Here is a 21,965-nt window from a genome sequence, read left to right as displayed (position 1 = left end):
TCAGGCAAGATCATTTTGCGATGGATGCGGGGGTCGAGCCCGCGCATGACGAGCCAAGGAGGCCGCCCCAAAATAAAAACGCCGCCCGGAATTGGGCGGCGTTTCATTCCAAAAGGCGTAGAGGTTCGTTGGCAGCTACCCTACACCGAATCCCGAAAATCTCAAGACCGATAGCCCGGCAGTTCGCGGTCGAGCTTGCGCAGCAGCGGCGGCCACACGAGGTTCGTCGCGCGCAGCTCGGCACGGTCGCGGTTGGCGAGCAGCTCGGTGTTCTTGTCGATCGCGACATCGTCCACCGGATAGACCGGCGTGCCCAGCGCGCGCGTGCGCACCTGCATCGAGCAGGCGCGCTCGAGGTGGTACATGCGCTCGAAGGCGGAGGCGACCGAGCGGCCGACCGTCAGCGTGCCGTGATTGCGCAGCAGCATGTGGTTGTGGTCGCCGAGATCCTTCTGCAGCCGCGGCCGCTCGTCATGGTCGAGCGCGATGCCTTCATAGTCGTGATAGGCGAGGTCGTGGGTGACGAGCTGGGCCGTCTGGTTCAGCGGCAGCAGCCCTTCGGCGCTGCTCGACACCGCGGTGCCGTCGAGGGTGTGGAGATGCAGCACGCAGATTGCGTCCTCGCGCACCTCGTGGATCGCCGAATGGATGGTGAAGCCGGCCGGATTGATGCTGTACTCGCTCTCGGAGAGCTGGTTGCCGTGCAGATCGACCTTGACGAGGCTGGAGGCCGTGATCTCGTCGAACATCAGCCCGTAGGGGTTGATGAGGAAGTGATGATCGGGGCCGGGGACGCGCGCGGAAATGTGGGTATCGACCAGATCGTCCCAGCCGTAGAGCGCGACGAGGCGGTAGCAGGCGGCGAGATTGACCCGTTGCTGCCACTCGGCCTCCGTCATGTTCGACGGCACTTCCTTCAGGCGCGCTTCCGCTGGCGACATGGCTGGTCTCTCCGAACATCGTTGTTGCGGGGCGGCAGCGTAGTCGCGGTTGGGGGCGGCGGCAAGGCGCCGAAAGCGCGGCAGTCCAGCGTAGCCCGCATGGAGCCAGCGGGTCCGGGGAAGAATATTACGGTGCCGGGATCGAGAGCAGGCTGGAAATGCTGCGGCCGCGGATGTCGTAGACGCGCGCGAACACCACGTCGTCGCGCTTGATCTCGACCATGACCGGTGCGGTGAGGCCCTTGCAGTAGAACTCGCCGAGCGTCATCGCGAAATCGGCCGCGTTGGAATCCCAACCGATGGTGAAGTCGGGCCCGAGTGCGACTTGCGCGGGGCGCTGCGGACCGCACACCGCGACCTTCCACTTGCGATTGCCCGGCGGCACTTCCTGCCGCTCGACGATCTGCTCGCGCAGCTCGTCCGAAGCCTGCTTCAGCGCCAGGCCCCAATAGTCCAGCATGAAGCGCTCGTCGGCGCCGCGCACGGTGCCGGCGATGTGGTTGAAGTGGGTGTATTGATAGGGGTGCAGCCGGATCATCTCGGCGAGCGACAGCGCGAGGCCGAAGCAGAAGGTCGCGAGCACGACCGGCTGCCAGGTGCGGTGGTTGACGCGCAGGCGCTCCATGACCCAGCCGAAGGCGACGCCGCCGAGCACTGCCATCGGCGGGATCACGAACACGAAATGGCGGATGCCGTTGTAGAGCGCCGGCCGCTTCACCATCGCAATGGCGAGCGGCAGCGTCGCCGCCAGCGTCAGCATCAGCAGGATGGTCTTGCGGCGCGCTGCAACCTCGCGGCGCGGCAGCATGGCGAAAGTGCTGACCGCGGCGCCGGCCATCAGCACCAGCATCACCTCGGGCAGCTGGAGCGCGAACAGCGTCGGCAGATAGGACCAGGGCATGTCGGGCACGGACACGATCGCGCCGTCGAACATCTCCTTCCAGGGCTTCTCGAAGAAGTGCGAGAAGTAGGTCAGCGCCTCGAACGGATTGCCCGGCTCCATGATCGACCACGGCCAGATCAGGCCCATCACGAGGTAGCCGAACACGAGGCCGGGCAGCAGCACGTAGACGACATGGGCGAAGCGGCGGGCCGCCTCGCGAACGCCTTCGGTGCGCAGTTCCTCCAGGAACAGCGGGAGGAAGCCGACCATGGCGTAGACCAGCGCGAGCCCGCCGAGGATGCGGCAGCCGAGCGACAGGCCCGAGCCGAAGCCGACGATCAGGATCGTGCGCGGCGAAGGCTGCGGATATTCCTCGGCGAGGCGGACGAGGCCCAGCATCAGGATGATCATGGCCACCGCGAAGGGCGCATCCTTCGGATTCATGAACATGTGGCCGTAGAAGATCGGGCAGAGCGCGAGCAGCAGGAGCGAGGCAAGACCCGCAAGCGGGCCGCCGACACGGCGGCCGAGCCGCCACGTCACCGCAAGCCCGATCACGCCGACGACCGCGCCGAGCAGACGGCGCGTCTCGAACAGCTCGAGCGGAATCACCTTGTGCAGGAGGGCTGCGACCATGTCGAAGCCGCCGCCGTACATATAAAGGTTGGCGAAGGAGAGCGCCGCGGTGTCCCTGAAGCCGGAACCGAACATGCGCAGCAGCAGGTCGGCATATTCAGCGTGGGTGTAGTCGTCCCAGCCGAGCCCGTAGTCGCGGAAGGTCAAGCCTGCAATGACGGCGACCGCGGCCAGCACCAGCATGGCAAGATCGTCGCAAGTCCGTTCAACCGACCGCCGCAGGGGCGTATCGATCGCCGAAGTCGTGATGGATGTCATGGCTATTGGTGACCCGGAATCCCCTGTTGGCCCTGCTGGCGCGCGCGGGCCTGCTCCCCGAAATCCCTATAGCGCAGTTCCATTACCAAGTAATTGGGCATTATAGCTAAATTCCTGATGCGACGCAGCAAAACCAGAAACTTGAGAGCGAGCCTAGACGTAGCGGGCCGTAGCTGAAGGGAATGTGAATAAGTCCCTGATTTCCTTCTCATTAGGAACGCAGGCCCGAATTCGCCGTTGGCGTGGAGCGCCGTATGACGGTATCGTGGCGTGACGGGTGTCGCGTGTGGATGCGCGGCCGGGGGTGAGTTCGATGACCGTGGCTCTGTTGATCGCTGGGATTTTCGCCATTTTGGCGGGCCTCCTTGCGATCCTGTTTGGCTTTACCGTCAGGGAATTCAGTCTCGGCAGCACTCTCATAATCTCCGGCACCATCGGGGTCTGCTCCGGGATGTTACTGGCCGGTCTCTATGTCGTGGTCGCGGAACTGAAGGGCATCGCCCGCCGGCTCGCTGGATCAGCCGCAGCGTCCGAGGTTCGAGTGAGGCCCGTGCTGCCCGGTCTCGGGATGCCTGGAGCGCCCGCGCCCGAAGCGGGGAGCGCAGCCAGGATCGAGCCGGCGCCGCCACCGCCGGCCGGAGGCCCGCCACCGTGGCAGAACGAAGCGTCCGCGCGCGAGCGTCCGCGCGTCGAGCCGCCGCCGGAACCGGAGGTTCCAGCGCTGCCCGAAACTCCTGAACCACCGCGCCGGCGCAACTTGCTGTTCGCCTCGACCTCCCGCAAGGAGCGCGAGCGTGCGGAGGCGAAGGCCGGCGAGGCCTCGCCGCCGCATGCAGAGCCGTCAGCGGCGCCTGGCGTACCGGATGTTCCGCCTGCGAGCTTTGACGACGCCTGGCCGAAGCCGGACCGGACGCGCGCACCGGAACCGCCGGCCGCCGGGCGTCGCCCGCCGCCGCGTTCGCCGTCGACCTTCGTGGAAGCTGCCCCGCCGCCGCCGCCCCCACCCGACCCGGCACCAGCGGCCGAGCAGGCGCCCGTGACCGTGCTCAAATCCGGCATTGTCGATGGCATGGCTTATTCGCTGTATTCCGACGGCTCGATCGAAGCGCAGATGCCGGAGGGCATGATGCGCTTCGCATCGATCGACGAGCTGCGCGCCCATCTCGACCAGCGGTCCTGAGACTGAGGCGCACAAGTTGAGGCGCACAAGTAAAGCGTCGGCGTTTCCTCAGTAATCAGCTCATTCTCGTCAGTCGTCGTATTTTGGCCCAACGTATTGTTGACACGGAATACTTCGGCGTCGTCAATCCATGAGAATGCAAGGTTAGGGAAAGGTCGGGCCCATGTCGGATGCCGGGGCTAAGAATTTCATCGAGCTGACGGCGAGCATCGTGTCGGCCTATCTCAGCAACAATCCGACGCCGTCCGGCGAGATACCGAACCTGATCAGCCAGGTGCATGGCGCCCTGGTGCGGGTTTCGTCAGGCCGCACCGAGACGGCGCCGCTCGAGCCGGCAAAGCCGGCGGTTTCGTTGAAGAAGTCGATCGCGCCCGATTATCTGGTCTGTCTGGAAGACGGCAAGCGCTTCAAGTCGCTGAAGCGCCATCTGCGCACCCAGTACAACATGACACCGGAGCAATACCGCGAGAAATGGGGCCTGCCGGCCGACTATCCCATGGTCGCGCCGAACTATGCAGTGGCGCGCTCGCAGCTTGCGAAGCAGATGGGACTGGGGCAGCAGCAGCGGAAGCGGAAGTAACTTCTCACGATGCGTCCGCGAGCGCCTCTTTTGCGTCGGTCTTGATGCGCTCGACCATCGAGCGCAGTCCGTTGGACCGCTGCGGCGTCAGGTGATCGCGGAAGCCGAATTCGTCGAACACGGCAAGGGCGTCCGTCGCGAGAATCTCCTGCGGCGTGCGGCCCGAATAGAGCGCGAGCACGATCGCGACCAGCCCGCGCACGATATGCGCGTCGCTGTCGCCGAGATACTTCAGGATCGGCGCACCATTGCTGCGGTCGACATGCTTGGCGAGCCAGACCTGGCTGACGCAGCCATTCACCTTGTTCTTGGCCGAATGCTCGGCCTCGGGCATCGGTTCCAGGGCGCGGCCAAGCTCGATGACGTACCGGTAGCGGTCGTCCCACTCGTCCAGAATCTCGAAATTATCCCTGATTTCATCGATCGTCGTCATGCTGGCCCGTGTGTTCCCGTTCAGGCCAATATAGGGACGCAAGGCGCCGAAATCGATAGGGTTTGGGCGCTAATTCGCCTCTGCAGGCGCCGGGCCGCGCCATTCCAGCGCGAGATCGTCCTGGGACAGGGTGTCGTGCGGCGCCTCGCCTGCAGCAAGGTCGCCTTCGCCGGCCAGCGCGATCGAGCCGGTGTGGTCGGGCGCCTTCTTGTCGGTCTTCTCGAGCTGCTCTTTCTTGTCGTTGATGATCTGGTAGATTTTCTTCGCGCCGTCCTGCGCGCGCTGGCCGATGATGGTCGCGGCCTGTCCGCCGACCTCGCAGGCCGCCGGCTGGCGCTTGCAGAACTGGGTCATGTCGGAGACGGCCGCGGTCGCAGCCTGCACCGCGTCGGCAGCGCCGATCTGCGGCAGCTTGTCCGATTCGGGCGTCTTGTCCCGCGGCAGGAGCACCAGCACCAGCCCGAGCCAGAATGTGATGCGAAGCAGAAAGCGCATCTTATCGACCTGTATGTTAGATCCCCCGCGGCGATCTCCGCGGATGTCGGACCTAGCAACTCTCGATAAATCCCAACTGATTGCCTTCCGCTTAATTCGCGGAAAATTTACGCAAAAATCTTTCCAAGTCCCGTTCTCGTGAATTTTCGATTGACGCCCTGTGCCCGTGATTCCGCCGGCTCGCATATCCACCAATTCGAAACCATGCGGGGGAAGGTGAAACCCTGTGTTCACCATCCCCGCTGAAGACGTGTTCAAATCGCCTAAAAATCTCCGCGATGACACCGTGTCCAGCCGCGCGCCGCATTGCCTTAGCACTCGTTTAAGGTCGCTCTGACACGGTGGCTCAACGATAAGGAGGCGTTCCGGCGCGTCTTCTCGACGAGTGAGCCGAAGCGCGAGACCCGTGACAGTTTTGAGTATCATCCGCGATTGTCTCGATGCGCTGCTGCATCCTTCCGCGCGTTACGATGCGCTGACGCGAGCGCGCCATCGTGCCTTCATGGCGCCGCGGCTGCTTGGCAGCCTGGCCGCCTTTGCCGCATTCCCGGTCTATCTCGCCATGCGCGGCGCGCCGAGCGCGATCGAGGTGGCCGCCTTCGCCTGGCTGATCGCGCCAATCCTGTTGTCCTGGTTCCTGTCGCGCACCGGCCGCTATGAAGGCGCGCATGTGCTGTCGTCGCTAGCGCTCGCTGGCCTGATCATGGCGGTTGCGATTAGCACCGGCGGCATCGAATCATTCGCAGCGATCTGGCTGGTCGTGGTCCCGCTCGAAGCTGCGCTGTCGGCCTCGCGCCGCGTCGCGGCCTTCGCCTCGCTGCTCGCGCTGTCCTGTGCTGGGATACTGATCCTCGTCGGCCATCTCGGCTGGCTGCCGGCCGGCGACACCAGCGCCGCGGAACGTGGCGCGCTGATGGCGTTCGGCGTCGCTTCGGCGACGCTCTATTCCGCAGCCCTTGCCTTCGGCGCGGAATCGCTCGCGCGCACCAGCGTTGCGCTGCTGTCGCGTGAAGAAGAGCGCTATCGCCTCCTGGCGCGCAACATGAGCGACGTCATCTCGCGGCATCAGCGCAACGGCGCGGTGCAGTTCATCTCGCCGGCGGTGGAGGCGATGCTCGGCATGCCCGCCACCCAGCTGCTCGGCCACGGTCTGTTCGACCGCGTCCATGTCGCCGACCGTCCGGCGTATCTCACGGCGCTGTCCGATGCCGCACGCGGCGACGTGCGCAGCGTCGAATTCCGGTTGCGCCGGGAGCCCGTCGGCTCGGAGCGTGGCCAGGTCGATTTCATCTGGGTCGAGATGCGCTGCCGCCCGCTCGATCAGGATATGGGCCGGGATGTCACGTGCGAGGCCGAAGTGGTCGGCGTGATGCGCGACGTCACCGATCGCAAGCTTTCCGAGCAGGCGCTCGATCAGGCGCGCAGCGCTGCGGAGGCGGCGGATGCCGCCAAGACGCGCTTCCTCGCCACCATGAGCCATGAGCTGCGGACACCGCTCAACGCCATCATCGGCTTCTCCGAGATGATCGCGCAGGAGCAGACCTTGATGCTGGGTGCGGCCCAGCGCAAGGAATACGCCCAGCTGATCAACGATTCCGGCCAGCATCTGCTCTCGGTCGTCAACGGCATCCTCGACATGTCCAAGATGGAATCGGGCAATTTCGAGATCGCGTCCGAGCCGTTCGCGCCGCGCGCATCGCTGTTGCATTGCTGCAATCTGCTGGCGCTGAAGGCGCGGGAGAACGGCGTCGATCTCGTCACGGACGCGCCGCAGGACCTGCCGGTCATGACCGGAGATCCGCGCGCGTTCAAGCAGATCGTGCTCAACCTCGTCGCCAACGCCATCAAGTTCACCGAGCGCGGCGGCCAGGTCTCCGTGACAGCCGCGGTGACCGGATCGCAGCTCACGTTGCGCATCAGCGACACCGGCGTCGGGATCGCACCCGACGATCTCAAGCGCATCGGCGCGCCGTTCTTCCAGGCCGGCAAGACCTATCAGCGACGGCATGAAGGAACCGGCCTCGGACTTTCGATCGTCAAGAGCCTCGTGGCGTTGCATCTCGGCGAATTGACGGTACAAAGCAGGCTCGGCGAGGGCACTGCCGTCACCGTCAAGCTGCCGCTCGTCTACACGCCGCCGCACGCCAAACCTGCCGATAGAATGCCGGCTGAGAGCAAGATCGCGACCTTGACGCCGGTGCTGCGTCATGAGCCTCACGACAAACTTCAAGACCAAACTCACGACCAACCTGCTCCGGTGAAGAAAAGTGCCTAAGAAGTCTGCCAAGGACGAAGCTGCTCCGCGCCGCCGAGGCGCCAAGGCCGCGGTCATCGATGTCGAGACCGAGCGCAACCTCGTGATGCGCGTGCTGCTGCACAGCCCCAAGGACACGCTGGCCGGCCTCGTCGCCGTCGCCGCCATTGGCGCGATCGTCGCCAATGCGCTGTTCCTGCAGACCGGCCGGCATCCCGCGCCGATGTTCGGCACCGTGATCAATCTTCCAGCGCCCTCGTCCGTGTCGCTGTCGAACCCGTTGCCGCGTCCGCGCCCCGTCGGCGCCGATACCTCGCCGCTCGAGCCGAAAGCGACGGAGTTTCGCGTCGAGCCCAAGCCTGCCGAACGGGCCGCCGAGAAGCCGGTCGAGGCAACCGCATCGGGGCCGCGCTCGGGCAGCGATCCGATGACCAGTCTGGTCAAGGCAACGACCTCGACGCCGCTCTCCGCGATGCGGCCGCCGGCGCCGATTCCGGTGCAGCAGAGCCCCGCCGCGAGGCGTATCGCCGGCGTGCAGCGTGCGCTGTCCGAATACGGCTATGGAAATCTGAAGGTCACGGGCGCGATGAGCGGCGAGACCCAGTCCGCGATCCAGAAATTCGAGCGCGAACACAGGATGCAGGTGACCGGCCAGGTGTCCGACCGCCTGTTGCGCGAGCTCGGCGCCGCGATCGGCCATCCCGTCGAATAGCGGTACTTCAACTGTCATTGATGCGCATCAATTCTGCGCCTCGCGCGCCGGCAAAAGAAGCCGGGTCCATGCTGGTGTGATTTGCCCGGGATCAATGACGGCCGGCGGCTTCGGCCACGATGATCTCTCGTCTTCATCATCGAGGAGGAGAGGTTGTCATGTTCAAGGTCTCGATTCTGGTCTGGATCATGCTTGGAACCACGCTGGCTGGTATCAGCCTGATCGTGGTGCTGATGGTCCCGAGCTTCGCCAGCGACGCCATCAGGAACATCCCGTACGCGGTCGCCGTGGGCTTTGCGCTCGCGATGCCGTTGTCATACCTCGTCGCACGCCAGATCGGCGGTGGACAGCAGCGCGCGCGCAAGGCATGAGAAGCCCGCGCTGAGACTGGCGCGGCGCTTCATGCTGGCCTATCGTCGGACTCATGCGGTTGAAATCGAACATATGGGTCGCAGCCTATCTGCGCCGGTGCCAGACCGAGGGCGTGTACGGCGCGGTGCGTCGTCGCGGGGCCGAGGAGGCGGGAGCGGTGTTCGTGAAGGTGTCGCTGCTCGACGGCAATGCGATGCTCTATGTGCCGGCGCCGCAGACCGTCTATGACGACGGCCGGCCGGTCGACCGCTTCTTCGTGCCGGTTGCGCAGCAGCCGCTGCCTGAGCCCGCGGTCGAGGAACGGCTGACCAAGGAAATACGCTTCGATTCGGATGTCTGGATCGTCGAGACCGAGGACCGCGCCGGGCGACACTTTCTCGAGCTCGCGAAGACCTGATTACCGATCCGACGATCCGCCTGTGCCGGTGCGCACCGCCGGGCTCGAGCCGGGCTGCACGCCGGGCCGCGTCTGGCTCGCGCCCGCGCGCGCGCGCTGGCGCTCGCTGTCATGCAGCGACGGCTGGTACTTTGCCCGCGTGACGGCGAGCGTCGAGCCGCGCCAGGCCGCCAGCATCACCAGCGCCGAGCGATCGCCGAGGCGATCGTAGAGCCGTGACAGCCGGTACACCGCTTCGACCGACATGCCGATCTCCGGCTTGAAGAACAGCAGAATGCGCTGGAAGTTCGGGCTCGGCATGTCGAGAGCGCGCGCGGCGATCGCCAGCGCTTCGCCGCCGGCATCGTCCACGATCTGGGCGGCGACGCGCGAGGGCAGGATCAGGCTGTCGCCGAGTTCGAAGGTGAAATTCTCGACGTCGCCCGCGATCGCCGCCATCTCCAGGATCTGGATCGCGCGCTTGGCGCGCACGGTCGGAATTCGCGGCGCGGCCTTCAGCGGCGTCTGCGCCAGATTGTGCAGGATCAGCGCGCGCTGGGACGCATCGGCGCGGAAGAACATGTCGTGGATTTCGGCGGCGTCACTCGGCTGCATCGCCATGTTCGAGGCCATGCGCTGCTCGGCCTCGGTCGGCGTGCGGACCGGGGAGGGCGCCGGCGGGGCAGCCGGGGTCTCGCGCGCGAGCGGAACCCTGCGGCCTTCCTGGGCTGCGACCAGCCCAAGCTTCTGCAGGATCGGGACGGGCGTCTGAGGATAGATCGCGAGCCGTGCCTTGACGGCCGCGCGTGTCGCATCGTCGACCTGGTCGATCAATCGCGTGGCGAGTTCGACGAATTGCCGCTGTTCGTCCTCGCTGTGGACGCGCGTCTGGACATACAGGTCGGTCAGCACGCGCAGCAGCGTCGGGCGAACATCGACGCCTTCGCGACGGGAGAGGGACATCAGCCCGTCGAATCCGGGAAACAGCGACTTGGTCATTGAGAGATACGCGACCTGGAAAAGATGCTCGCCGCCAGTCTATCGCAGGCTCCTTTAAAGGCTCGTTAAGGAAAACGAGGCGTGAAGCCGGCCCTGCAATTGAAGCCGTTCTCGTGCCGCAACGGGACGGCGGGGCCGGCCCGTGCGGTTACGGTTCCGCCGGCGCGTTTACACCCCGTTAACCATGAACTGATCTTAATGATCCCATGTTGCAGAAGCGCGCTCGGTCGCGCGGCAATTGAAGAGAGCTGACATGGGGACCATCATCGAATTTCCGGCCGGTCGCCGGGTGGGCTCGTCGGGGGACGTGGCTCCGCGCGCGGACATGGGAACGATCTTGATCCTCCCGGTGATCCGCATCGAGCGCGAGAGCGACGAAACCAGCGGCGATCGCGGACCGGAGCAGGGCACAGCGCCGGGGCGTCGTCGCCGTCGCCGCTAGCCTCCGGCTTTGCAATGCCGGAAGACCTTCGCCAGATCCGCGCCGTCGCAACGGCCATCCTGCTCGCAGCTTTGGGCGCGATGCTCGCCGCCTGCAGCGGCGGTGATTTCGGCCGCACCCGCGAGAGCATGCGCAGCGACGACATGCATCGCTGGCTGGGGGCCGAGGTCACCGGCAGCGTCGGCCTGAGGCCGTCCCAATTCCAGCTCACCGACGCCGAGCGCCAGCTTCGCGACCTCGCCTATCCCATGATCGAGCCGCCGCTGTCGCGCCCGGCCTGGAAGAGCGTGTTCGGCGACTACAAGGCGCTGCCGTCACCCTGGCAGCAGAAGATCGTGTTCGACCGCACCATGTACGGACGCACGCTGATCGACGAGCCGCACCGCTCGCATTCCTCGCGCTATGCGCAGCTGATCGAGGACGTGCGCAACGACATCACCCGCTTCGAGCCGTTCTTCGCCTCCGCGATCCACGTCATCGATCTCGACAAGAAGCGCAATGCCAGCATGGCGCGCGTCTCCGAGCTCTCGCCGAGGGAGAGGGAGGATGCGGTCGCGCGCATGCAGGAGAATTCGCTGATCATCCAGTGGGTCCAGCAATGCCTCGAGCAGCGCGTCGCGTCCTATCGCTGGGCGCTGGAACGCCTGGTGATCCAGGCGCCCGACGGCATGGCCGCCGATGCCGACCGCCTGATCGGCGAACTCGCCGCCCAGACCGCCAACCCGCCGGTCGCGGCGCAGCCGCCCTACGGCCGCGCGGTCGTCGTGAAGGGCTGATCGGGGCGCGTCCGCCGGGGCGGAGGTCCGGCGCGCTACCGCTTTGGCATGGTCCGGTCCAGGAATTCAAAAAGCCGGCGCCGGGAGTCTTCGGTCAGATCTTGTCGGAACCGATATTCGACGCGATGGCCGCGGACGTCGATCTTGCTCGTTCCGTCCAGCCGTTGGCAATCCCAGCAATGCGTCGCGTCGGGATAGAGGTGCCACTCCGCGGGCACACCGCTTCCCTTGATCGCTTCCAGCTTGTCGATACAGTCCGATGCGGGCGTCTCGGTGTCGGCGCCCCCCATCAGGACGAGAAGCGGATTCGAAATATCCGTATTGACCAGGTCGAACGGCGGCCGTCCCTTCGGCGTGATGCGGAAGCAGCCGGGATAGACACTTGCAACCGCCGCAAACCCCGAGTCGATTTTCAACGCGCTGACGTAGTGCGGGCTCGCGGCCAGCAAACTTACCATGGCTCCCCAGGAGAAGCCGGCGAGAGCGATGCGCTTCTTGTCGACGTAGGACTGCTGGCGGAGACGTTCCGCGGCTTGCAGCGCATCCCTAACGCCCCGGAAAAAATTCACGCCGTTTCTTGGACCGAAACAGACGCTCTGGACGTTCCGTGGCCCGAGGCTGTCGACCAGCAGGACAACGTAGCCGTGTGAAATTGCCGCGCGGGCCCACGCAGCGACCGGCCCGTGCAGTCCACTACACTGGTGCATGAGAACGATGGCCGGGAACGGGCCTGGTCCGGTTGGCTTCAGCAGCGCCATCCGAGGCGATGCGAGTTGTTCGACGGATTCGGCGGTGTCTGGAAAGGCCAGATCCGGTGCGATTGTCGCTCCGCGATAGATGGTCTCGGCCTCCCAGACCGCGGGCTGCCACGCGGGACCGTCCTGACCGTCCTGGGCGCTGACCCCGCCGGCGCACCAGCCCGCAACCAATCCTGCAACCAGCCCGATCCGCCTGCGCCAGTTCAGCCAGCCCGCGCGCCTTGGGAACTCGCTTTTGCTGCGACCGCTAACCCTTTTGAGCATATCCCCGGACCGCACTGATTGGCGCTTGTTCTCCACATCCATGAGGATAGGATTATTTCGTTGTATCAGGTCATTTTTCGCAAAAGGTCTTTCAAGATGAGCTTAGAGACCAGGAATCCGTTTGAAAGCCGTCTGGATTTCACCCTGCCGCGGAAGCTGCTGCCGTTTGCCATTTTGCTGGGGCTGACCGGTCCGGCCGCCGCGCTGACCAAGGAGGCGGCGCTCGAAAATTGCCGGATGACGGTCGGCAAGCCGATCGTGCAGGCGTGCATGCAGGCGCAGGGAGGCCGCAAAGCCGGTGCCGACATCGAGGGGTGCCGCGCCAAGGCGTCTCCTCAGGTCAGGGCTTGCGTGCTCGCCGCACTCAACGCTGCAAACGGCCGTGCCAACGTCGCCGTCGAGCTTCCGAAGGAGGTCGCGCCCAAGCTCGATCCGGGGGCCGCTTTGCCGAAGGGCTTCGTCGCGCCGCCTCGCAGCATCGCCGACATCACCGCGGTCCTGGATGGTGAAAAACCTGACGAGAAGATGCTTGCTGAATTGCGATCGGACGCCGACGCCGCGCCCACGGGGAAGGAATCGCGCCAGGACCTCGCACAATTCTATTTCGATCGGGCCAATGCGCGCGCACAGCTCGGCCGGCTCGCCGAATCCATCGCCGATGCAGACAAGGCCGTTGACGTGGGGCGCGGGCTCGTCGGGGCGAACCTGCTCGGTCGGATGATGCAACTCCAGTCGCTGCAGCACTCCCTTGCGGGCGATCCGAAGCGTTCTCTCGAGATCATGCAAAGACTTCTGCGCGAATCGGCCAGCATGCCAGGCGCCAAGGGATTGCAGTTCAATACCAACCGTGGGATTGCGTCCGTTCTCATTCAGATGGGCGACGTGGCGCAGGCCGAAGCGTATATGCGCCGCAGCCTGACCGCGATTCAGGAAGCGCGCACCAGCGGACTTCCCGGCTGGCGAGCCTCCTATGCCAAGTTCGGCCAGAGTTGGGAAGGTGAGCTGGAGATGTCCCGCGCCCAGATCTTCGAGGCGCGCGGCCAGTTTGCCGAAGCCGAGGCAGCCTATCGCACCGCGGAGATTCGCAAGCGGTCGAGCACGAAGGCCATCATGGATGCGGACAGTCCGCCCGCGGAAACTATTCTGCTGCAAGCTATCGACGGCATCGTGCTGAATCAGGCACGCATGAAGGCCCGACAGGGCAGGCTGGCCGAAGCCGAGGTCGACGCCCGCCGTGCGCTGCTGTCGCGCTTGAAGGACACCGGCAAGTACAATCCCGTCACGCCGCGCTTCGTGATCGGGTTGGCCAGCATTCTGGTCGATCAGGGCCGTTACGACGAAGCCGAGAAGCTGGGCCGTGTCGCCCTAGAGATCAACAAGACGGTAGGCGTGCCGGAGGACTCGCAGGCGACGGTGCAATTGTTCTCGCAGCTTGCCGGCATTCTGACGATCCAGCGCAAGACTGCCGAGGCGAACGACATGTTTGCGAGGATCGACAAGGCGATCGCCAATTGGGAGCCGCAGCGCCGCCAGGTCTTCGAGCTCAATCCGTCCCGGATCATGTCGCTCTACGGCGCTGGTCAATTGGACGCCGGGATCGCTGCCGCCGAGCAATTGGTGAAGAAGCAGATCGCTCGGGTCGGCGAAAACCATTTCGACGCCGCCTCGGCGCGCGGCACCCTGGCGGTCGGCCTGATGCGCGCGCGGCGCGACGCCGACGCGATCCGGGAATTCAAGGCGGCCATTCCGGTCATGATGGCGAACGCCAACGAAAACGCCGACGACGAGAACACGAGTGTGGTGGCGGCACGCAGCCAGCGGCTGCAGTCGATCGTCGAGAGCTACCTCCTGCTGCTCGCGAGGGCCGAGGGCAACGGCATTGGCGAGGAGACCTTCAGTCTCGCCGATGCCGTTCGTGGTCGTTCGGTGCAGCAGGCGCTCGCGGCCTCCAGTGCTCGCGCAGCAGCAAAGGATCCCGCGCTCGCCGAGCTCGTCCGCAAGGAGCAGGACCTCACCAAACAGGTCAACGCCCAGCTCGGCACACTCAACAACGTGCTCGCGCTTCCCTCGGCGGAACGCGACGACAAGGGAGTTCAGCAGATCCAGGCGTCGATCGCGGCCTTGCGCGGCGAACGCGACAAGGCGCGCCAGCAGATCAAGCAGAAGTTTCCCACCTACGCCGATCTCGTCTCGCCCCGGCCGCCGAGCGTCGCCGAGATTCGCGCGACGCTTGCCGACAATGAGGCGATGCTGTCCTTCTATTTTGGCCATAACGGCAGCTTCGTCTGGGCCGTGCCGAAGTCGGGCCCGGTGGCTTTCGCCGCGGTCAAGGCGGGTATCGGCGACATCGAGACGAAGATTCGCAAGCTGCGGGAGGCGCTCGAGCCGCAGGCCGCGATGATCTCGGATATTCCGCCCTTCGATCTCAAGCTCGGCTACGAGCTCTATGAGCTGCTGCTGAAGCCCGTCGAGAGCGGATGGAAACCGGCCAACAATCTCATCGTGGTCACCAATGGCGCCCTGGGCCTGTTGCCGCTCTCGCTGCTGCCGACCGCACCGGCCGAAGTTGCTCAGGACGAGGATCCGCTGTTCGTCGGCTACCGCAATGTGCCCTGGCTGGCCCGCACCCATGCCGTGTCGACGGTGCCGTCGGCTGCAGCCTTGCGCACGCTGCGACAATTGCCCCCTGGCAAGCCCGGCAGGGGAGACCTGGTGGCATTCGGCGATCCCTATTTCAACAAGGATCAGCAGGCCGAGGCTGAGGCCGAAGGCGATCAGGCCAAGGTTCTGGTCGCCGACGCCGCCGGCAACGTGACGCGCGGCGGGCCGCTCAAGCGGCGCAACAGTCCCAAGCTGGAGGGTGTCGACAGTGCCGAACTCGGTCTGCTGCCCCGGCTTCCCGACACGGCCGATGAGCTGAAGTCGATCGCGCTGGCCTTGCAGGCGGATCCTTCAAAGGTGTTGTTCCTCGGCAAGAGTGCGACCGAGAGCGTCGTCAAGACGATGGACCTCTCCGGCTTCAGGATTCTGGCCTTCGCCACCCACGGTCTGGTCCCGGGCGAGCTCAATGGATTGACACAGCCGGCGCTGGCCTTGTCATCCCCGACGGTGACTGGAGAGGGCGGTGACGGCCTCCTGACCATGGAGGAGATTCTCGGCCTCAAGCTCGATGCCGACTGGGTGATCCTGTCGGCCTGCAACACGGGTGCAGGTGCAGGTGCCGGCGCCGAGGCGGCGTCGGGGCTCGGCCGCGCGTTCTTCTACGCCGGAACGCGCGCCTTGCTGGTCACGAACTGGTCGGTGCATTCGCAATCGGCACGGCAACTGGTGACCGACCTGTTCAAGCGGCAGGCGGATGATCCCAAGCTGTCGCGGAGCCAGGCGCTGCGCGAGGCGATGATGGCCCTTGTCGACGGACCCGGCTATCTCAACAGCGAAGGCAAGACCGAGTTTGCCTATGCGCATCCGCTGTTCTGGGCGCCGTACACGATCATCGGCGATGGCGGCGTACGTTGATCGCAGGTGAAGGCAGGCAAGGGCATGGGTGAATTCACAATGAAGCGTCACATTCTGCTTGGGCTTATTGGTGCGGGTCTGTTGCTTTCGGGCGCATCGCGAGCGACACCTCTCATCACGGAAGAGGAAGCCAAATTGCCGCCGCCAAAGGGTGCGATCGCGGCGGACCGGCGCGGTATCATGCGCGGTCCAAAGGTGGAGTTCGTCTCGCCGGGCGACGCCGTCAACTCGCCCATGCGGCTCGTATTGAAATTCGAGTCGTATGGCGGGGCAAAGATTGATCCGGAGTCGGTGAAGGTGATCTTTCTGCGAACGCCGAATGTCGATCTCACCTCGCGGGTGAAGCCGTTTGTCCAGTCCGACGGCATCAACATGCAGGACGCGGAGTTGCCGCCGGGCGAATACACGGTTCGGGTCGACATCAAGGATAGCGATGGCAGGCCGGGCACGACCATCTTCACCCTGAAGGTCGCGCCCAAGTGATATGTCCGTACTGCCAATCCGTGAATGCGGATGGTGTGCTGGTTTGCACGTCCTGCTCGCGCGACATCGCCGTCCCCGCGACGCTGATCGCGGAGCGGGATGATCTCCTGCGCAAGCGCGATGAGCTGCGCGACGAGCTGAAGCGGGCCAGGGGCGAGATCGAGGCCATCATGCTGCGCCGGAAGTCGCGCTGACGATGGAATGTCCGTTCTGCGCCGAGACGATCAAGGACGAAGCGATCGCGTGCAAGCACTGCTCGCGGGACTTGCGCGTCGTGCGGCCAACGCTTCTCGAGATCGACGACATCGTTTCCGAACTGGACAAGCTCAGGCGCGATCTGGACCGCGTCAATGTCCGCCTTGAGCGATACAACAATCCGCTGCGCTATTTCGGAACGCATGCGCTGCTCTACGTCGTGATTCCGGCGGCGCTGCTGACCGTGGCACATGTCCTCGTGACCATCGCCTTCAACCTGTCTCCGATTCCGCTTCGGATTGCATCGATCGTCATCCCGCTGCTGTTCGGATTCGTCGCCTATCCCCTGCACAGGGTTTCGGCGATGGGGGCGTTTCTGCTGGCGGTCCTGGCCGCGAGCGTCAGCATCCTGGCGATGCTGACGGTCACTGGAATCCACGATCGCGTCCCAATCCTGCCGACGGTGTGGATTGAATGGCGGGAAGTGTTCGAATACGGGGTGAGCATCATGCTGGCCTTCGTCTCCGGAAACATCCTGGGCGTCTTGATCTTCCAGGTGCTGCCGCGTGTGCTTGCCCAGGGAGGCAAGCCGAACGCGTTCGCCTTCAGGATGGGGCGCTTGCTCGGACAGCATGTCGGTGAAGAACAGTTGCGTCGCAGGGCTCGATTGATCCAGGACCTCATGCAGACCGTGGGGCCGCTGGCCGGCATCGCCGCGACGGCCGTCGGCTCGATCTACGCCGGCTTGAAGGGCTTGCTGGGATAGCTGGCCGAGCGGTTCAGCGCCGTCGCCCGCTCCGGTCGGGTTTGCGCCGCTGCTTCTGCAGTTTTGCGACAAGATCCTTCAGCGCGTCCGCCAGCGCAGCTATCGCGTTTCGACCACCTCGCCGTCCTCCTTCACGAAGCGGCCGACGGGGTTGTCCAGGAGGTCGACCACCGCTTCCGAGGGCCGGCACAATCGCGTGCCCTTTGGCGTCACGACGATCGGACGGTTGATCAGGATGGGATGCGCGAGCATCTGATCGATCAGCTCGTCGTCGGACCATTTGGTGTCGTCGAGGCCGAGGTCGCGATAGGGCGTGCCTTTCTCCCGCAGCAGCGCGCGAGCGGACATGCCCATGGCCTTGACGAGCCCGACCAGTGTTTCGCGGGATGGCGGCGTCTTCAAATATTCGATGACGACAGGCTCGACGCCGCTCTGCCGGATCATCGCCAGCGTGTTGCGCGAGGTGCCGCAGTCGGGGTTGTGATAGATCGTGACGCTCATCGGGTCGTCTCCGCGATTGGGATGGGGCCTCGCGCCTCGGGCCGTCCGAGCAGCCAGTTCATCAGCAGCATGCCGGCAAGGGCTCCGCAGAGCTCCGCGAGGATGAATCCGGGCAGGTCGGCGGGACGTATGCCCGAGAACGTGTTTGTCAGCGACCTTGCGATCGCCACCGCCGGATTGGCAAACGAGGTCGAGGCCGTGAACCAGTACGCCGCCGTGATGTACAGGCCGACCAGCCAGGGGACGGCAGTGCGCTGGAAACGGATACCGGCCAGGATCGTTGCGACGAGGCCGAAGGCGGCGACGGCTTCGGCGAACCATTGCGGCCCTCCGGTTCGCACCTTCGTCGAGAGGTCGATCAGCGGGAGTCCGAACATCAGATGCGCTGCCATCGTTCCCGCAATGCCGCCGGCGATCTGCGCGGCCACGTAAAGTCCGGCCTCGTTCACCGGCAGTTCGCGCTTGCCGGTAAAGACCAGCGTGACCGCCGGATTGAAGTGCGCGCCGGAGATCGGTCCGAGCACGGTGATCAGGACGACCAGAATGGCGCCGGTCGGCAACGTATTGCACAGAAGCGCCAGAGCGGCGTCCTTGGTCAGCGTCTCGGCCATAATGCCCGATCCGACCACCGTGGCGACGAGAATGGCCGTGCCCAGCGCTTCAGCCGCGAGGCGGCGCGGAAGATCGAACTGGTCAGGCACGGCTTTTCTCCTTTCGTTTTGGCGAGCAGCAGGCTTGAAGGCTATCGACGACCGGCTCGCAAACTTCCGGCCGCCCGCCGCAGCAATCCCGCAGCAGGAAGACCGCGACGTCCCGGAATTCGGATAGGTTGGCGCGGTAGACGATCGAGCGGCTGCGGCGCTCGGAGGTGACGAGGCGCGCGCGTGTCAGGATCGACAGATGGGCCGACAGCGTGTTCGGAGGGACTTCCAGCAGGCGGGCGAGGTCGCCGGCCGCAAGGCCGTCGGGCTCGTGCCTGACGAGCGTCCGGAACGCCTCCAGGCGGGTCGACTGGGAGAGGGCGGCGAGCGCGAGAACGGCTTCTTCGGTTTCCATATATCCAGATTTATGGAAATACGAGGCTTCCGTCAACCGAATCCGGAGCGCCTTCTCGGTTCATATTTCGAATATTCTAGAAGTACGGTTGACGGCGCAGACGGTCGGACGCAATATGGAGCGATGAAGGTCGCTGACGCAGCCGCACGTCTGGAAGCCTTGGGCAATCAAACCCGGCTCCAGATCTATCGCGCCCTGGTCCGGGCAGGGCACTCGGGCATGTCCGTGGGCCGTTTACAGGAGAAGCTGAAGATCCCGGCGTCGACGCTGTCGCATCACATCAAGACGCTGGTCTCGGTCGGGCTTGTCAGTCAAGTCCGGGAATCGACGACCCTGGTCTGTCACGCGAACTTCGATGCGATGCGGGGGCTGGTCGATTTTCTGGCGGCGGAGTGCTGCGCAGACGAAGTCGGATGCAGGAATGCGCAGACGGCGGCGTGATCCTTCTCGGCCGATTTATTCGATCATTCTAGAATGACGGGAGTAGGGACATGAGCGACGTGAAGACAGTTGCCGTCGTCGGGGCGGGGCCGGTGGGTCTCGCTGCGGCCGCCCATGTGCTCGAACGCGGCATGTCGCCCATCGTGCTCGAGGCCGGACCCGAAGCGGGACACGCGGTTCGCCAGTGGAGCCACGTCCAGCTCTTCTCGCCATGGGAATACAATGTCGACAACGCCGCCGCGCGTTTGCTCGCACCGACGGGATGGAATTCGCCGGATCCCAAGTCCTATCCGACCGGCGGCGAACTGCTCGATCGATATCTGACGCCGCTCGCGAGGCGAACGCCGCTGCGCGAAGTGATCCGGACATCCAGCCGCGTCTCTGCCATCAGCCGCGTCGGTTTCGACAAGGCGAAGACCCGGGGACGAAACCAGGCGCCTTTCGAAATCCGCTACCAGAACGGCAAAGGTCCCGAAGTCCTGCGCGCGGATGCCGTGATCGATACATCAGGCACATGGTTCTCGCCCAATCCGGCCGGCCGTAACGGCTTGCCGGCGATCGGGGAGCGTGAATGCGATGGCTGCATCGCCTACGGCATGCCCGATGCCCGGGGTGCCGGCCGCGCCAGATATGCCGGCAAGACCGTCGCGGTGCTCGGCGCTGGTCATTCCGCGGTGGGCACGCTGATCGATCTCGTGCATCTCGCGGACGAGGTGCCGGGGACGCAAGCGATCTGGCTGTTGCGCGGCGCCGATCCCGCCAAGGCATTTGGCGGCGGCCGCAACGACAAGCTTGCCGCACGCGGCGAGCTTGGCAGCGCCTTCGCCGCGCTTGTTGCCGCCGGGAAGATCAAGGTCGAGACCGAATTCGGCGTCACGCATCTGTCCGAATCCGACGGTCGCCTCAGGATCGCGGCCGGCGGCTGTTGCGGCGCGCGAAGCGTGGTTGCGGATGAGCTGATCGTGTCCACCGGCTTTCGTCCCGATCTGTCGTTCCTGTCCGAACTGCGCCTGCGGCTCGATCCCGCCATCGAGGCACCGGCCGCGCTGGCGCCGCTGATCGATCCCAACGAGCACAGCTGCGGTACGGTGCGCCCGCACGGCGCGCGCGAGCTCGCGCATGGCGAGCCGGGTTTCTATCTCGCCGGCATGAAGTCCTACGGGCGCGCCCCGACTTTTCTCATGATGACGGGCTATGAGCAGGTCCGCTCGATCGCGGCCGAACTTGCCGGCGACAAGGAGGCTGCGGCGAGGGTCGAGCTCGTGCTGCCGGAGACCGGCGTCTGCACGCGCGGCGGCGTCGAGTCCATTGAAGCCGCATCAGGATGTTGCGGCGGGCCGGCGAAGCAGGAACCAACGGCCTGTTGCGCCGCCGACGAAGTGGCGAAGGAGGCAGGTGGCGCGGAGTGCGGTTGTTCATGACGCCGGTCCCTGCGGGCCAGGCCCGAGGTCCGTTCGCCATCGTGTTCGCGCTCGGCACCGCGCAAACCATCGCGTGGGCGTCGAGTTACTATCTCCCCGCCATACTGGCTGCGCCGATCGCGCGCGATCTCGGTCTTGCGCCGACTTACGTGTTCGGCGCGCTGTCGGGAGCGCTCGTGATCTCCGGGCTGCTCGGCCCGCGCGTCGGGCACGCCATCGATACGTTCGGAGGGCGAAGCCTGCTCGCCATCTCGAACCTCGTGTTCGTAGCAGGCTTGCTCCTGCTGTCCGTCGCCCATGGCGTAGCGGTCCTGATTGCAGCCTGGACGCTGCTCGGGATCGGCATGGGCATGGGGCTCTATGAAGCGGCTTTCGCGACGCTTGCGCGCATCTATGGCACCCATGCACGACGAACCATTACCGGCATCACCCTGATTGCCGGCTTTGCCAGCACCCTCGGCTGGCCCCTCACGACGTGGCTGGATTCCGAGTACGGCTGGCGTGTGGCCTGCCAGGTCTGGGCGGTGATCCATATCGGCCTTGCGTTGCCGCTCAATCTCTCGCTGCCGCGTGCGGTCCAGTTGGACCAGCAGTCCCGACCGGGCACCGGCGCGCACCAGCAGACCGGACGCCAGAGCGAGACTCTCGCCATGGTGCTGCTGGCCTACATGTTTGCGGCAGCAAGCTTCGTCAGTTCGGGAATCTCGGCCATTCTGCCGACCATGCTGGTTGCGTTCGGCGCGACACCGGCCCAGGCCTTGCTCGCGGGCGCGTTGGTTGGCCCTGCGCAGGTCGGCGCGCGCCTGCTGGAGGCAGGATGGCTCGCCCGGTTTCATCCGCTGCTCTCGGCGAGGCTGGCCATGCTGATGAATCCAATCGGCGTCGTTGCGCTGGTGGTGGGCGGACCCTTGCTCGCGTCGACTTTCACGGTGCTGTACGGTGCAGGCAACGGCATCATCACCATTGCCCGCGGGACGCTCCCATTGGTGCTGTTCGGGCCGGCCGGATTCGGCAGGCGCGTCGGCATGATCTCGCTGCCGTCCCGGGTGACGGGTGCCGCCGCGCCGCTCGCATTGGGGTTGATGGTGGAGCACATCGGCAGCGGTGCGCTGTGGATCAGCGCGCTGGTCTCGGTCTCGGCCTTCTTTGCGCTTCTGCTGCTTCGTACGGACCAGGCACCATCGAAGCCGCTTCAGGCGGGAGGACAGCATTCGTAACCTGAGCGGC

At 65.2% G+C, this 21,965-nt stretch carries 24 protein-coding genes; 15 read left to right on the top strand and 9 right to left on the bottom strand.

All coding sequences use genetic code 11. From position 1 onward, the window contains the following. Nucleotides 1–161 precede the first annotated feature (161 nt). The gene (locus tag OC450_RS09575; RefSeq protein WP_211382902.1) at nt 162–941 is read right to left on the bottom strand and encodes a class II aldolase/adducin family protein; all 780 of its coding nucleotides are present in this window, start codon (nt 939–941) and stop codon (nt 162–164) included. A 127-nt stretch (nt 942–1,068) separates the two neighbouring features. Further along, the gene (locus tag OC450_RS09570; RefSeq protein ID WP_211382903.1) at nt 1,069–2,718 is read right to left on the bottom strand and encodes a glycosyltransferase family 39 protein; all 1,650 of its coding nucleotides are present in this window, start codon (nt 2,716–2,718) and stop codon (nt 1,069–1,071) included. A 313-nt stretch (nt 2,719–3,031) separates the two neighbouring features. Here OC450_RS09570 and OC450_RS09565 point away from each other — a divergent pair, with 313 nt between their 5' ends. Together OC450_RS09565 and OC450_RS09560 are read left to right on the top strand one after the other, a co-directional pair. After that, nucleotides 3,032–3,898 carry a DUF308 domain-containing protein gene (locus tag OC450_RS09565; protein WP_262047749.1) on the top strand — a complete coding sequence of 289 codons (867 nt, stop codon included), beginning with the start codon at nt 3,032–3,034 and terminating at the stop codon, nt 3,896–3,898. 163 nt (nt 3,899–4,061) lie between these two features. Next, nucleotides 4,062–4,478 (top strand): MucR family transcriptional regulator, encoded by a 417-nt coding sequence (locus OC450_RS09560; protein ID WP_262047748.1) that lies wholly within the window; start codon nt 4,062–4,064, stop codon nt 4,476–4,478. 4 nt (nt 4,479–4,482) lie between these two features. Here OC450_RS09560 and OC450_RS09555 read toward each other — a convergent pair whose 3' ends face one another. Further along, the gene (locus tag OC450_RS09555) at nt 4,483–4,911 is read right to left on the bottom strand and encodes a SufE family protein (protein WP_211382906.1); all 429 of its coding nucleotides are present in this window, start codon (nt 4,909–4,911) and stop codon (nt 4,483–4,485) included. Between the two features lie 69 nt (nt 4,912–4,980). Beyond that, nucleotides 4,981–5,406: a DUF5330 domain-containing protein gene (locus OC450_RS09550; RefSeq protein ID WP_211382907.1), complete on the bottom strand. Its 426-nt coding sequence runs from the start codon at nt 5,404–5,406 to the stop codon at nt 4,981–4,983. A 406-nt stretch (nt 5,407–5,812) separates the two neighbouring features. Between OC450_RS09550 and OC450_RS09545 the strand changes: the two genes are divergently transcribed. The 4 genes from OC450_RS09545 (at nt 5,813) to OC450_RS09530 (ending at nt 9,141) form a co-directional block, all read left to right on the top strand. Beyond that, the gene (locus tag OC450_RS09545; RefSeq protein WP_262047747.1) at nt 5,813–7,681 is read left to right on the top strand and encodes a PAS domain-containing sensor histidine kinase; all 1,869 of its coding nucleotides are present in this window, start codon (nt 5,813–5,815) and stop codon (nt 7,679–7,681) included. Then, nucleotides 7,674–8,372 carry a peptidoglycan-binding domain-containing protein gene (locus OC450_RS09540; RefSeq protein ID WP_262047746.1) on the top strand — a complete coding sequence of 233 codons (699 nt, stop codon included), beginning with the start codon at nt 7,674–7,676 and terminating at the stop codon, nt 8,370–8,372. Before OC450_RS09545 ends, OC450_RS09540 begins: the two co-directional genes overlap by 8 nt. A gap of 158 nt (nt 8,373–8,530) precedes the next feature. Then, on the top strand, nt 8,531–8,743 hold the full coding sequence (locus tag OC450_RS09535) for a hypothetical protein (protein ID WP_211382910.1): 213 nt from the start codon (nt 8,531–8,533) through the stop codon (nt 8,741–8,743). Nucleotides 8,744–8,796: 53 nt separating this feature from the next. After that, a complete protein-coding gene (locus tag OC450_RS09530; protein WP_211382911.1) occupies nt 8,797–9,141 on the top strand; it encodes a DUF1491 family protein in 345 nt (114 codons plus the stop codon). On the opposite strand, the gene OC450_RS09525 is transcribed toward OC450_RS09530, so the two are convergent. Continuing rightward, on the bottom strand, nt 9,142–10,119 hold the full coding sequence (locus OC450_RS09525; protein ID WP_211382912.1) for a DUF2336 domain-containing protein: 978 nt from the start codon (nt 10,117–10,119) through the stop codon (nt 9,142–9,144). Nucleotides 10,120–10,372: 253 nt separating this feature from the next. Here OC450_RS09525 and OC450_RS09520 point away from each other — a divergent pair, with 253 nt between their 5' ends. Both OC450_RS09520 and OC450_RS09515 read left to right on the top strand, forming a co-directional pair. Next, nucleotides 10,373–10,561 carry a hypothetical protein gene (locus tag OC450_RS09520; RefSeq protein WP_211382913.1) on the top strand — a complete coding sequence of 63 codons (189 nt, stop codon included), beginning with the start codon at nt 10,373–10,375 and terminating at the stop codon, nt 10,559–10,561. Between the two features lie 14 nt (nt 10,562–10,575). Beyond that, nucleotides 10,576–11,337, top strand: a complete 762-nt coding sequence (locus OC450_RS09515; protein ID WP_211382914.1) for a hypothetical protein — start codon at nt 10,576–10,578, stop codon at nt 11,335–11,337. Nucleotides 11,338–11,372: 35 nt separating this feature from the next. On the opposite strand, the gene OC450_RS09510 is transcribed toward OC450_RS09515, so the two are convergent. Continuing rightward, on the bottom strand, nt 11,373–12,401 hold the full coding sequence (locus OC450_RS09510) for a dienelactone hydrolase family protein (RefSeq protein ID WP_262047745.1): 1,029 nt from the start codon (nt 12,399–12,401) through the stop codon (nt 11,373–11,375). A 54-nt stretch (nt 12,402–12,455) separates the two neighbouring features. On the opposite strand from OC450_RS09510, the gene OC450_RS09505 reads away from it, so the two are divergent. The 4 genes from OC450_RS09505 to OC450_RS09490 are packed head-to-tail and all read left to right on the top strand — an operon-like array spanning nt 12,456 to nt 17,319. After that, nucleotides 12,456–15,875 (top strand): CHAT domain-containing protein, encoded by a 3,420-nt coding sequence (locus tag OC450_RS09505; RefSeq protein WP_410050507.1) that lies wholly within the window; start codon nt 12,456–12,458, stop codon nt 15,873–15,875. 6 nt (nt 15,876–15,881) lie between these two features. Then, nucleotides 15,882–16,358, top strand: a complete 477-nt coding sequence (locus OC450_RS09500; RefSeq protein ID WP_256806348.1) for a hypothetical protein — start codon at nt 15,882–15,884, stop codon at nt 16,356–16,358. 35 nt (nt 16,359–16,393) lie between these two features. Further along, the gene (locus OC450_RS09495; protein ID WP_249128946.1) at nt 16,394–16,552 is read left to right on the top strand and encodes a hypothetical protein; all 159 of its coding nucleotides are present in this window, start codon (nt 16,394–16,396) and stop codon (nt 16,550–16,552) included. A 2-nt stretch (nt 16,553–16,554) separates the two neighbouring features. Beyond that, the gene (locus OC450_RS09490) at nt 16,555–17,319 is read left to right on the top strand and encodes a hypothetical protein (protein ID WP_262047743.1); all 765 of its coding nucleotides are present in this window, start codon (nt 16,555–16,557) and stop codon (nt 17,317–17,319) included. 99 nt (nt 17,320–17,418) lie between these two features. Here the strand turns inward: OC450_RS09490 and arsC are convergent, their stop codons facing one another. Genes arsC through OC450_RS09475 form a run of 3 tightly spaced genes read right to left on the bottom strand, consistent with a single transcriptional unit; the run spans nt 17,419 to nt 18,876 of the window. Then, nucleotides 17,419–17,820: an arsenate reductase (glutaredoxin) gene (arsC, locus tag OC450_RS09485; RefSeq protein WP_211382918.1), complete on the bottom strand. Its 402-nt coding sequence runs from the start codon at nt 17,818–17,820 to the stop codon at nt 17,419–17,421. Continuing rightward, nucleotides 17,817–18,521 carry an aquaporin gene (locus OC450_RS09480; RefSeq protein WP_211382919.1) on the bottom strand — a complete coding sequence of 235 codons (705 nt, stop codon included), beginning with the start codon at nt 18,519–18,521 and terminating at the stop codon, nt 17,817–17,819. Before OC450_RS09480 ends, arsC begins: the two co-directional genes overlap by 4 nt. Further along, entirely contained in the window at nt 18,514–18,876 is a 363-nt protein-coding gene (locus OC450_RS09475) for an ArsR/SmtB family transcription factor (RefSeq protein WP_262047742.1), read from the bottom strand. Before OC450_RS09475 ends, OC450_RS09480 begins: the two co-directional genes overlap by 8 nt. A 123-nt stretch (nt 18,877–18,999) precedes the next feature. Between OC450_RS09475 and OC450_RS09470 the strand changes: the two genes are divergently transcribed. The 3 genes from OC450_RS09470 to OC450_RS09460 are packed head-to-tail and all read left to right on the top strand — an operon-like array spanning nt 19,000 to nt 21,955. After that, nucleotides 19,000–19,317, top strand: coding sequence for an ArsR/SmtB family transcription factor (locus OC450_RS09470; RefSeq protein WP_262047741.1), 318 nt, complete (start codon nt 19,000–19,002; stop codon nt 19,315–19,317). A gap of 50 nt (nt 19,318–19,367) precedes the next feature. Beyond that, nucleotides 19,368–20,738, top strand: a complete 1,371-nt coding sequence (locus OC450_RS09465; RefSeq protein ID WP_262047740.1) for an NAD(P)-binding domain-containing protein — start codon at nt 19,368–19,370, stop codon at nt 20,736–20,738. Further along, entirely contained in the window at nt 20,735–21,955 is a 1,221-nt protein-coding gene (locus OC450_RS09460; RefSeq protein WP_262047739.1) for an MFS transporter, read from the top strand. The genes OC450_RS09465 and OC450_RS09460 overlap by 4 nt, the downstream gene beginning before the upstream one ends. The last annotated feature ends 10 nt before the right edge of the window (nt 21,956–21,965 follow it).

It is taken from the genome of Bradyrhizobium sp. Bra78 (assembly GCF_024519855.1).
GTDB classification, from domain to species: domain Bacteria; phylum Pseudomonadota; class Alphaproteobacteria; order Rhizobiales; family Xanthobacteraceae; genus Bradyrhizobium; species Bradyrhizobium japonicum_G.
The sequence above is the reverse complement of the archived record's forward strand: the minus strand, read 5'-3'. Positions and strand labels throughout refer to the sequence as shown.

What these genes read in the sequence shown, in the direction of transcription:
- OC450_RS09575 (WP_211382902.1), bottom strand. Translation starts at nt 941, where the DNA reads ATGTCGCCAGCGGAAGCGCGCCTGAAGGAAGTGCCGTCGAACATGACG.
- OC450_RS09570 (WP_211382903.1), bottom strand. Translation starts at nt 2,718, where the DNA reads ATGACATCCATCACGACTTCGGCGATCGATACGCCCCTGCGGCGGTCG.
- OC450_RS09565 (WP_262047749.1), top strand. Translation starts at nt 3,032, where the DNA reads ATGACCGTGGCTCTGTTGATCGCTGGGATTTTCGCCATTTTGGCGGGC.
- OC450_RS09560 (WP_262047748.1), top strand. Translation starts at nt 4,062, where the DNA reads ATGTCGGATGCCGGGGCTAAGAATTTCATCGAGCTGACGGCGAGCATC.
- OC450_RS09555 (WP_211382906.1), bottom strand. Translation starts at nt 4,911, where the DNA reads ATGACGACGATCGATGAAATCAGGGATAATTTCGAGATTCTGGACGAG.
- OC450_RS09550 (WP_211382907.1), bottom strand. Translation starts at nt 5,406, where the DNA reads ATGCGCTTTCTGCTTCGCATCACATTCTGGCTCGGGCTGGTGCTGGTG.
- OC450_RS09535 (WP_211382910.1), top strand. Translation starts at nt 8,531, where the DNA reads ATGTTCAAGGTCTCGATTCTGGTCTGGATCATGCTTGGAACCACGCTG.
- OC450_RS09530 (WP_211382911.1), top strand. Translation starts at nt 8,797, where the DNA reads ATGCGGTTGAAATCGAACATATGGGTCGCAGCCTATCTGCGCCGGTGC.
- OC450_RS09525 (WP_211382912.1), bottom strand. Translation starts at nt 10,119, where the DNA reads ATGACCAAGTCGCTGTTTCCCGGATTCGACGGGCTGATGTCCCTCTCC.
- OC450_RS09520 (WP_211382913.1), top strand. Translation starts at nt 10,373, where the DNA reads ATGGGGACCATCATCGAATTTCCGGCCGGTCGCCGGGTGGGCTCGTCG.
- OC450_RS09515 (WP_211382914.1), top strand. Translation starts at nt 10,576, where the DNA reads ATGCCGGAAGACCTTCGCCAGATCCGCGCCGTCGCAACGGCCATCCTG.
- OC450_RS09510 (WP_262047745.1), bottom strand. Translation starts at nt 12,401, where the DNA reads ATGGATGTGGAGAACAAGCGCCAATCAGTGCGGTCCGGGGATATGCTC.
- OC450_RS09505 (WP_410050507.1), top strand. Translation starts at nt 12,456, where the DNA reads ATGAGCTTAGAGACCAGGAATCCGTTTGAAAGCCGTCTGGATTTCACC.
- OC450_RS09490 (WP_262047743.1), top strand. Translation starts at nt 16,555, where the DNA reads ATGGAATGTCCGTTCTGCGCCGAGACGATCAAGGACGAAGCGATCGCG.
- arsC (WP_211382918.1), bottom strand. Translation starts at nt 17,820, where the DNA reads ATGAGCGTCACGATCTATCACAACCCCGACTGCGGCACCTCGCGCAAC.
- OC450_RS09475 (WP_262047742.1), bottom strand. Translation starts at nt 18,876, where the DNA reads ATGGAAACCGAAGAAGCCGTTCTCGCGCTCGCCGCCCTCTCCCAGTCG.
- OC450_RS09470 (WP_262047741.1), top strand. Translation starts at nt 19,000, where the DNA reads ATGAAGGTCGCTGACGCAGCCGCACGTCTGGAAGCCTTGGGCAATCAA.
- OC450_RS09465 (WP_262047740.1), top strand. Translation starts at nt 19,368, where the DNA reads ATGAGCGACGTGAAGACAGTTGCCGTCGTCGGGGCGGGGCCGGTGGGT.
- OC450_RS09460 (WP_262047739.1), top strand. Translation starts at nt 20,735, where the DNA reads ATGACGCCGGTCCCTGCGGGCCAGGCCCGAGGTCCGTTCGCCATCGTG.